Genomic DNA, 8,511 nt, shown 5'->3' with positions numbered 1-8,511 from the left:
AAAATCGTGAAAATCATCTAAATCAGTATAATCCTGAACAAAGACAAAAAACCGAACTATTCCCGTTCCTTAGAAAGAATTTCAAATGTTTGTTCTACCCTCTCTCCATTTTCATCTACTAGCGTAATCGTGTGTTTTCCGGCAGCCGGATGTAATGCCATTTGATGAAACTCCGAGGTAGTACCCACGAAATTATTATCGAGATGCCAGAATATTTTAGCAGTACTGTTGCGGTGGGTGGCCGTAAAGATAGTCTGACCGGGCTTCCCGTCAATTTCTACGGGCACGAATATACGTGCGCCGGGTCTTGGATAAATTAATTCCATGGGCGCTTTATCCTGCCCCAGTGAGGTCAGACATTCCGGTTTGTACGGTGGTAGTTGCTGATAATAATTTTTGCTGCGATAATAATATTCCTGCGAAGGCGGCAATACAAACCAGGATTTATGCTGCATGAACTGCGGCGACTCACAGCTTTCCGTTACGCGCCATTGCCCGGTTCTATCGAGGTGAATTAACTGGTGATACTGACAGATACCGGCCCGGATGCCTGCTGCGGGCACATATAAAGAATCTTTTTCTTCGCATAGTTCACTGGCACGGAACCCGCTTTTACGACAGACTTCTATTTTCTTCAGTTGGGGATAAGGTGTATTAAACCAGCCGCTGGTATGTAATAGCCGAAATACGTCGAATAGTATGGGCGCTGCGGTAGACACGCCAATCAGTCCCGGGCGGCCTTCTCCGTCGGCATTGCCTACCCATACGCCTACCACGTATTGTGGGGTAACGCCAATCGCCCAACCATCGCGGAAACCGAAGCTGGTACCAGTTTTCCAGGCCACCCGTTGGGAGGAGGAAAACTGCTGCCATAATAATTCTTCACCGGGACGCATTACTTCTGTCATGGCCTGAAAGGCGTACCAGATGGAGCCGGCGTCCAGTAAGCCGTCTTTGCTTAGTCCATATTTCGAAGGACGTTGAATATCCAGCCGGTAGTTAGGTGGATGGATATCATCCATATCGTATTTCCCTTTGTATTGGTCCATATGCAGCAAGGTGCGGGCCATGCTGGCATACATGCCGCACATTTCCCACAGCGTGGTTTCTCCGCCACCCAGAATAAGCGATAAGCCATAGTGGTCGGCTGGTTTGTTGAGCGTAGTAATCCCCATTTTTTGCAGCAGGGAATGGAACCGTTCATAACGGTATTGTTGTAACATGCGTACGGCAGGTATATTCAACGATCGGGCGAGGGCGCGCGATGCTGGTACGGCCCCGTCATAGCCCAGGTCAAAATTTTGCGGAGAGTACCCGGCGATTTGGGTGGGAATATCAGGAATCAGGGTGTTGGGCAGTATCAGGCCATCATTCAGCATGGCGGCGTATAACACGGGTTTGAGGGTACTGCCGGGGCTTCTTCGGGCCTGTACAATATCTACATGGCTTTCCAGCTCCGGATCGGCGGGATTATAGATGTTGCCTACATACGCCAGGGTGTTGCCGGTTTCTACGTCCAGCACCAATACGGCTGCATTGTTAATACCATTGGCCTTATAGGCATTATGATACCGTTCGGCTATGGCGGTGGCATTGTGTTGCAGGTCGGCCACCACCGTGGTTTTGATACGGGTAGGTGCATCTGATTTTTGTTGCAGGTATTCTTTGCGGAAAAGATCCAGTAAATGCGGCGCTTCCTGAGGTAGCGGCAAAGGCTGATCCGGCAAGGGTTCCAGTTTAGCCAGCTGGCAGGTGATGCTATCGATGGTTTGCTGACGATATAATTTATTCAGCAGCTGATTACGTTTATTCAATAACGTTACCCTGTTGCGCCCCGGATGCACGAGCGCAGGGCTATTCGGCAGAACGGACAGCGCAGCCATTTCTCCCCATGATAATAAATCTGCTTTACGACCATAATACCGCCAGGCGGCTGCCTCCAACCCTACTACGTTGCCGCCGAACGGCGCATTGGCGGCATATAAAGCAAGAATCTTCTTTTTGGAAGCGGCAAATTCAAGTCGCGTAGCCATGATCCCTTCCACCATTTTTTGCCAGAGATTACGCGGCTGATTACGTGATAGCCGGATTACCTGCATGGTTAAGGTACTGCCACCACTCACTACTTTTTTGCCGCGTATATTCTGGTTCACCGCCCTGGCAATCGCTATAGGATCCAGCCCCCAGTGATAGTAAAACCGCTTGTCTTCATATGCTACTATACATTTTTCAAATTTCTCCGGCACATGCGCGTTGTAAGGAAATCGCCACTGCCCATCGGGTGCTATACTGGCATTTAGCAAATCACCATTACTGTCTTCCAGCACATAGGAAGTAGCACTGGTAAAAAGCTGTTTGGGTAAGCAACAATAATAGGCGATAAGGATAATACCTGCTGCTGTTAGCCACCATTTCTTTTTTAGGCACCATTGTTTGAGTGTGTATAGCTTCATCGGGGAATCCGGGTAATAATTTTGTGTGTTCAAAGATAGGGTTAACTTTATCAGCAGAAACCCATCTGCCAAAAAGTTATTTGTCCCCGTTGGAAACGTTCAGTCGTTATAAGGATGAATCAACAAATTATATCACCATGAAAGAGTTCGTATTAATTTTCAGAAACAGTAAGGATTCCCACGACAATCCATCGCCGGAGCAGTTACAGGAAAGGATGAACTGGCTGGGGAGTATTGCTGCACAGAATAAGCTGGCGGATAAAGGTAACCGCTTATCTGCCAGCAATGCAAAAACAGTTAAACCCGGCAACGTAGTAACAGACGGCCCCTACACGGAAATAAAAGAATTTATCAGCGGGTATATGATTGTAAAAGCTGAGTCCATTGAAGAAGCGGTGGAATTAGCCCAAGCCAATCCGGTGCTTAAAATGGGAGGTAATGTGGAAGTAAGAGCGGTATTGGCGCCCGGCGAAAAAAGTTAACGCAATGGCAGAAAAGGCAGTCACTTATTCCGAATTATTGCCTCACTTGTTCAGATTGGAGCATACCAAAATGACGGCCGTATTATGTCGTCATTTTGGCTTGAAACATATAGAGATCGCAGAAGATATTGCCAGCGAAACATTTTTGAAAGCCACAGAAATATGGGGCCAGCATGGTGTTCCGGAGAATCCAACGGCATGGCTTTATACCGTAGCTAAAAACAAAACAAAAGACTATCTTAAACGGATTACTATTTTTGAAACACAGGTCAAGGGTGCTATTCAATCAGCCGATATTACACCGGAACCCGACTTTGATTTTACCCCGGAAACAATTACAGATAGCCAGCTGGCGATGATTTTTGCAGTATGTAATGCTGCCAATTCAAAAGAAGCACAAATCTGTTTAGCCCTGCAAATCCTTTGTGGATTTAGTGTGGAAGAAATAGCGGCTGCTTTTCTTACTAAAAAAGAAACAATCAAAAAACGGTTGCTGAGAGCCAGGGCACAGCTTCGCAATGATAATTTTCAAATTAAGGTATTGGAGCCCGCCACGATAGCATCCAGACTGGATACTGTTTTGCGGACTTTATACCTGCTGTTTAATGAAGGATATTTTTCTGCTTCTCATAATCATTTAATCCGGAAAGACCTATGTTCAGAAGCCATGCGGCTGACGCTTATTTTAACAGAAAGTTCGTTGGCCAATACTACAGAAGCCAATGCACTGTTGGCGTTGATGTGTTTTCAAAGTTCCCGGCTGGATGCGCGGGAAAGTGATAATGGGGAAGCTATTTTGTATGAGCAACAGGATAAAAATTTGTGGAGTCCCGAACTAATTCAGAAAGGAAATTATTACCTGGTCAACGCCTGCTCCGGCAGCGACATCTCAAAATACCACCTGGAAGCAGGCATTGCTTATTGGCATACTACGCCCACGGATGCCCATAAATGGGGACATATTTTACAGTTATACAATCAGCTTATCCTGATAGAATACTCTCCTATGACGGCGCTGAACAGAACCTTTGCGTTTGCAAAAGTATATGGCCATGAACAGGGTATTAAAGAGGCGGAAAAACTCCGGCTGATGGAGCATGACTATTACTATGCTTTACTGGCCTATCTATGGGCAGACACCGATCCTGATAAGGCGATCCATTATTACAGCAAAGCCATTGCACTCACAAAATCTTTGAGTACACAAAAAACATTGCAAAAGGCTATTGCGCAGCTTGCGGAAAGGAAGCTGTAGCCGGTGACGGATCATGGTGAATGATAGGGAAATCAATATACCCAGTATCTCCTCCTTCATAAAAGATATCGAAGTTAGCTTCGGCCAGCGGCGTGTGATGGCGGAATCTTTCCACCAGGTCAGGATTTGCTATAAACGGTTTGCCATAAGCAATAAGATCTGCCAGACCGGCTTGTAACAGGGCTTCGCCGGAATCGGCAGTTTGTCCGCCGGCTATTATCAACAGGTTACGGAAGCACTGGCGTACTTCCCGGATATAGTTAGTGGTGATACTTGGTAGTCCATTCAACGGCTGACTGGAGAGGTGTATATACAGAATATCCAGTTGCTGTAAGGCATTGGTGATATACTGATGGGTGGCGGCTTCTTCTGCATAGGCAGGTAAGTCGTTGATGACCGCGAAAGGCGACAACCGGATACCGGTGCGTTCTTTGCCGATGGCCGTTGTTACGCCTTCCATGATCTCCAGCAGGAAGCGGCTGCGGTTGGCGATGCTGCCACCGTATTGGTCTGTTCTTTGGTTGGTAACAGGATGGAGAAACTGTTCCGGCAGAAAGCCGTGTGCGCCATGTATTTCTACGCCATCAAAGCCAATAGCGATAGCGGCAACAGCGGCCTGTATATGCGCGTCTACCAATGCTTTTACACCTGCCGTATCCAGCACTTCCGGTGCCGGCATCGGGTAATGTTCATTTCCGGGTGTGCGGATAGTATCTTCCGCTTTTACAGCAGAAGCGCCTACCAGCGGTACACCTCCCTCCTGGTTCAGCGGATGTCCTATCCGGCCGGTATGTACCAGTTGCACAAATATTTTTCCGCCTCTGTTGTGTACTTCATCTACCACTTTTTTCCAGGCGGCATGTTGCGCTGCATTATAAATGCCCGGTGCATTCAGATAACCGACACCGTTAGCTGCCACCGCACTGTTTTCCGCAATGATTAAACCGGCGCCTGCTCTTTGTCCGTAGTAAAGAGGGGCAGAAGGACTGGGAATAGCCTGCTCAGATCTACGTCTGCTCATTGGGGCCATTACCACCCGGTTTTTTAGTGTGAATGCAGGCGTAATAAGCGGGGACAGTAACTTTTCTCTCGTATTCATGATGGATTGTTTTATGATGACAAAATTACACCGGGTAACTACGGCAGAACAGTGACAAAGAGAGGTTTCTTTTGTAATTTTAGAGGTTGTGGGGAGATGTGTGTCTTATTGAACCTCTGTAAAGACAATATACCATGGAGAATAAAGAGTTATACCGTCCGCTCGAAGTATGTGTATCAGATATGGAGCACTGGGACCGGCGTCCGCTGGTTTATCATTTCTTCGAGATTGTACAGATCCTGGAGGGCAGTGGGGTGCGTAGAACCAACCTCAATGATTTTCCGTATGAGAAAGGAAGCATCTTTCTTTTTACACCGGTGGATTGCCGCGGATTTAAAGCCCTTACTCCCACCCGTTTCTGTTCCATACGTTTCTCCGAGGTTTTCCTGGGGCAATATAAAAGTGAGACGGATCGGGCAAGGATTGTGCAGTGGCTCAAACAATTAGAACATATCTTCTCTCATCACAACCGTTTCCAACAACTGTTGGTGAAAGATGCCGGTGATTGTAAATTGATTACTTCACTGATTAATAATGTGGTGCAGGAATATGAGCAGAAACAAGCGTATCATGAAGAAAACCTGCAGCATTTAATAACGCTGCTGCTCAACATCCTGGCGCGTAATGCAGCGGATCATACCGCCGCCACTACCGGGCCGGATACAGAGCCACTGATTAACCGGATGCTGCTGCATGTGCGGCAACATATCAGTGATGCCGAAAAACTAAGGGTGGATTATCTGGCGGCTCACTTTAATCTCTCTGCCAATTATGTAGGGGAATATTTCAGGAAGCTGACCGGGGAAAGTTTGCAGCATTATATTACGCAGTATAAGATCAATATGGTGCAGCAACGCCTGGCTTTCAGTACGCTTACGATTAGTCAGATTGCCGGGGAGCTGGGTTTCACGGATGAAAGCCATTTGGGGCGACAGTTCAGGAAACATAGTGGGGTGAGCCCGTTGGAATACCGGAAGAATGCGCGGCTGGTGGGGAGTTAGGTTTTGCACGCTTGATCTATCGGGGCAGCCTACCAGAGTTAATGATAAACTTTAAGCCCCCTGTAGTACGGGGAAATGAGGATCTATGGGGAATCTTTAGAAGGATCACCTCAGAGATTATCTCCCAGGTAATTTCCCCTTTTTAAATTTTTTTAAAATATATTTTGTACCAATCAGTAAAATATATATCTTTATACCATCAAACTACTCCACATGAAACACAAACCAAACTACTCCCAGTAAATACACATCATTCTTCGTTCTTTATTTTTTTTACTCACTATTGTACTAATTAGTACAAAATAAATAACACATGAAAACACTCATTACTACCAGCGTTGCATACAAAACAGTCAGGGTTAATGATCTCGATATATTTTACCGCGAAGCAGGACCCGCAGATGCACCGGTAATATTGCTTTTACACGGTTTCCCTTCTACCTCTCACATGTACCGGGATCTTATTAATGACCTGGCCAACAGATATCATGTAATTGCACCGGACTATCCCGGATTTGGGCAGAGCAGTATTCCTGCATTAACAGCATTCGACTATACTTTCGATCATCTGGCGGTGGTGATGGAGCAGTTTATTGACACCCTTGGATTAACGAAATTCACCTGGTATTTGCAGGATTATGGCGGCCCTATTGGTTTCCGGATCATCACTAAAAGACCGGAACTCGTGGAGGCGCTGATAATACAAAATGCCAATGTTTATAATGAGGGATTAGGCCCGGAAGTGCAGATTATAGGTGCATTACAGCACGATGAAAAAGCCTTGCTGGCCGCTATCGCAGATAAATTAACGCTGGAAAAGATTAAAGAAGAACACCTGTTTGGTTCCGCTAATCCGGAAAGCGTAAGCCCCGACAGCTATCAGCTGGCCTACGCTTATATGAACAGACCCGGTGTGAAAGAAATACAGATTGCATTGTTTCAAAACTACGGCACCAATTTCCCAAAATATCCGGAATGGCAGGCGTACCTGCGCACGCAGCAGCCGCCGGTGCTGGTAGTATGGGGTAAAAACGATAAAATATTTACCTGGCCTGGGGCGGAAGCATATAAAAGAGACGTTAAAAATGCGGAAGTGCATTTACTCGATGGCAGCCATTTTGTGCTGGAAGAATATCATGAAGAAGTAGCTGCGCTGATACACAATTTCTTAAAAAAATTATAACCACTTAAAATATTAATCTATGTCTGACACTAAAATTGCTATTAATGGCTTTGGAAGAATTGGAAGATTGTTTTTTCGTGAAATGTATGATCAGGAAGGCGTGGAAATAGTGGCGATCAACGATTTGACCAGTCCTGCTGTATTAGCACACCTGCTGAAATATGATACTGCCCAGGGCAGGTTTGATGCTATCGTTACTGCCACAGCAGATGCCATCGTGGTAAATGGAAAGGAAATAAAGATATATGCCAAAAGAAACCCAGCTGAAATTCCATGGGGACAACATGCGGTGGATATCGTATTGGAAAGCACCGGTTTCTTTACAGATAAAAATACGGCGGCCGCTCATATCGAAGCCGGCGCTAAAAAAGTAGTCATCTCTGCACCTGCTACCGGTGATATGAAAACCATCGTGTACAACGTGAATCACGATATACTCGATGGCACAGAAACCATTATCAGTTGCGCTTCCTGTACCACCAACTGCCTGGCGCCAATGGCACAGGTACTCGACGATACCTTTGGTATTGTAAATGGACTGATGACTACCATACACGCCTATACGAATGATCAGAATATTCAGGATGCACCCCATGCGAAAGGAGATCTGAGACGTGCCAGAGCAGCCGCGCAGAGTATTATTCCTACCAGCACCGGCGCCGCCAAAGCAATCGGTTTGGTATTGCCCAACCTCAAAGGTAAGCTGGATGGCACTTCACAACGGGTGCCGGTCATTGCCGGATCGCTCACCGAATTAACGGTGACCCTCCATAAAAAAGTAACCGTGGATGAAGTGAATGCCGCCATGAAAGCCGCCGCCAACGAGAGCTTTGGATATAATACCGATGAAATAGTGAGCAGCGATGTGATCGGGAGCAGCTATGGTTCTCTCTTTGATGCTACACAAACAAAAGTATTATCGGCCGGAGAACAACAGATTGTAAGAGTGGTGAGCTGGTATGATAATGAAATGAGTTATGTATCGCAGCTGGCAAGGACCGTAAGGTATATTGGGCAAGCTTTTAGCTTTTAGCTTTT

7 protein-coding genes are annotated in these 8,511 nt (G+C 46.3%); 5 read left to right on the top strand and 2 right to left on the bottom strand.

Translation table 11 applies throughout. The features are described from left to right. Positions 1–56: 56 nt before the first annotated feature. Positions 57–2,453, bottom strand: coding sequence for a penicillin-binding protein 1C (gene pbpC / locus VIP81_RS31945; protein WP_331971762.1), 2,397 nt, complete (start codon positions 2,451–2,453; stop codon positions 57–59). 137 nt (positions 2,454–2,590) lie between these two features. On the opposite strand from pbpC, the gene VIP81_RS31940 reads away from it, so the two are divergent. Then, positions 2,591–2,935, top strand: a complete 345-nt coding sequence (locus tag VIP81_RS31940) for a YciI family protein (protein WP_331971759.1) — start codon at positions 2,591–2,593, stop codon at positions 2,933–2,935. 4 nt (positions 2,936–2,939) lie between these two features. After that, on the top strand, positions 2,940–4,190 hold the full coding sequence (locus VIP81_RS31935; RefSeq protein WP_331971757.1) for an RNA polymerase sigma factor: 1,251 nt from the start codon (positions 2,940–2,942) through the stop codon (positions 4,188–4,190). On the opposite strand, the gene VIP81_RS31930 is transcribed toward VIP81_RS31935, so the two are convergent. After that, positions 4,159–5,289 (bottom strand): alkene reductase, encoded by a 1,131-nt coding sequence (locus VIP81_RS31930; RefSeq protein ID WP_331971754.1) that lies wholly within the window; start codon positions 5,287–5,289, stop codon positions 4,159–4,161. The genes VIP81_RS31935 and VIP81_RS31930 overlap by 32 nt on opposite strands. Positions 5,290–5,423: 134 nt before the next feature. Between VIP81_RS31930 and VIP81_RS31925 the strand changes: the two genes are divergently transcribed. The 3 genes from VIP81_RS31925 to gap all read left to right on the top strand — a co-directional run bounded on the left by VIP81_RS31925 (position 5,424) and on the right by gap (position 8,506). Beyond that, a complete protein-coding gene (locus VIP81_RS31925; RefSeq protein ID WP_331971751.1) occupies positions 5,424–6,290 on the top strand; it encodes an AraC family transcriptional regulator in 867 nt (288 codons plus the stop codon). Between the two features lie 313 nt (positions 6,291–6,603). Continuing rightward, complete coding sequence (locus VIP81_RS31920; protein WP_331971748.1) at positions 6,604–7,473, top strand: alpha/beta hydrolase; 870 nt, start codon at positions 6,604–6,606, stop codon at positions 7,471–7,473. Between the two features lie 19 nt (positions 7,474–7,492). Then, on the top strand, positions 7,493–8,506 hold the full coding sequence (gap, locus tag VIP81_RS31915) for a type I glyceraldehyde-3-phosphate dehydrogenase (RefSeq protein WP_331971745.1): 1,014 nt from the start codon (positions 7,493–7,495) through the stop codon (positions 8,504–8,506). Positions 8,507–8,511 lie beyond the last annotated feature (5 nt).

Origin of the sequence: Chitinophaga sp. (assembly GCF_036566945.1) — a bacterium.
Taxonomy (GTDB): Bacteria; Bacteroidota; Bacteroidia; order Chitinophagales; family Chitinophagaceae; genus Chitinophaga.
This window is presented reverse-complemented; position numbering and strand designations above follow the sequence as displayed.